At 43.9% G+C, this 1,644-nt stretch carries 1 protein-coding gene; it reads left to right on the top strand.

The window, feature by feature from the left end; genetic code table 11:
• Window positions 1–218 precede the first annotated feature (218 nt).
• Window positions 219–1,644 (top strand): M28 family metallopeptidase (locus WBJ10_RS13455; protein WP_424291143.1); only part of this gene is annotated, 1,426 nt, incomplete at its 3' end.

The following is a 1,644-nucleotide window of genomic DNA, read 5'->3' as shown; positions in this document are numbered from 1 at the left end:
ATATATGAGTAAGCCACTCCATATCATAATAGCGAGCAGGGGGAAATGCACCCAATGAAACCATCTCATGGCAAGGCTGTGCTTTTCCTTAATCACTTTCATCAATATAATTCTTTAAAAGCTGTCTGAATAATAATCTTTGTCGTGTAAATCTCCGGCACCTTACAAAAAGATAAAAGTAAGAAGAGGATTCTGTATCTTTCATTTAAAAACCAAACATGAACAAAAGACTATACCATTTGGCATTTATCATTTTGTTACTTGCGAGTGCCTGCAATACCGATAATCCTGCAGCGGTAAATGGAGATGAAGACGGATTAGCCGCATTCAGTGCAGATAGCATCCGCCTTCATGTTTCCGAGCTGGCCCACGATTCGCTTCAGGGACGGAAACCCTTTACTGTTGGTGAAACGAAAACCATCGCTTATCTCCAGCGGCAGTTTAAATTAGCTGGTCTTGAGCCGGGGAACGGCGATAGCTATCTCCAGGAGGTACCAATGGTGAATATCAAAACCACGGCGGATCCGATGATGAAAGTAGGCTCTGCAAAAGGAAGTTTTGACCTTAAGGGTTTTGATGATTATGTGATCTGGACGGATAAAATCACCGATAAGGTTAGCCTGAATAACGATGAAGTTGTATTTGCCGGTTACGGTGTTGTAGCTCCTGAACATAACTGGAACGATTATGAAGGGCTTGACGTTAAGGGAAAAGTAGTGCTTGTGATGGTAAACGATCCCGGCTTTGCTGCGGGTGATTCAACGCTATTTAAAGGAAAAACGATGACTTATTATGGACGTTGGACGTACAAGTTCGAAGAAGCGGCCCGCCAGGGTGCAAAAGGCTGCCTTATTGTTCACACAACCGAAGGAGCAAGTTATCCTTTTTCGGTTGTTCAGAATAACTGGAACGCATCAAAGCTGCGATTAGATGATCGTAAAAGCCCAAATGTATATACAGATATCAACGGCTGGTTGTCGCTCCCGGCAGCAAAACGTTTGGTAGCAGCTGCGGGTTTGGACAGTACGAGTTTTTTCGCTCAGGCTGATAAGCGCGGTTTCAAACCATCTGCATTAAATGTCAGGCTTTCAACAAGCATGAAGGTTGAAACGACCTTCAATAAATCATTGAATGTTATTGGCAAGATAACAGGCACCAAAAGACCTGATGAAGTAATTATTTATACCTCGCACTGGGATCACCTGGGTATAGGCAAAGCTGATGAAACGGCAGATTCGATTTACAATGGTGCCTTCGACAACGCGAGCGGAACAGCTAGTCTTATTGAGCTGGCCAGAGCGTTTAAAAGCCTTAAAGTCCAGCCAGAACGTACGGTGATCATGCTCGCTGTTACCGCCGAGGAACAGGGATTATGGGGCTCTGCTTATTATGCTCAAAATCCGATATATCCGGCTGAAAAGACAATTGCAAATATAAATATCGATGGTTTAAACCCCTTTGAAAGTACACGTGATATCATAACGGTCGGACAGGGCCAGTCTGAACTGGAAGATTACCTTAAAACGGAGGCTGAAAAAGCCGGACGTACCCTGGCATTTGAACGCCATCCAGAAGCTGGATATTACTACAGATCTGATCATTTCAATTTCGCCAAAGTGGGAATTCCTGCACTCTATACTACAC

The sequence above is a fragment of the Daejeonella sp. genome (assembly GCF_049655485.1).
Lineage (GTDB): Bacteria > Bacteroidota > Bacteroidia > Sphingobacteriales > Sphingobacteriaceae > Daejeonella.
Note: the sequence above shows the minus strand (reverse complement) of the source record. Positions and strands in the feature narration are given on the sequence as shown.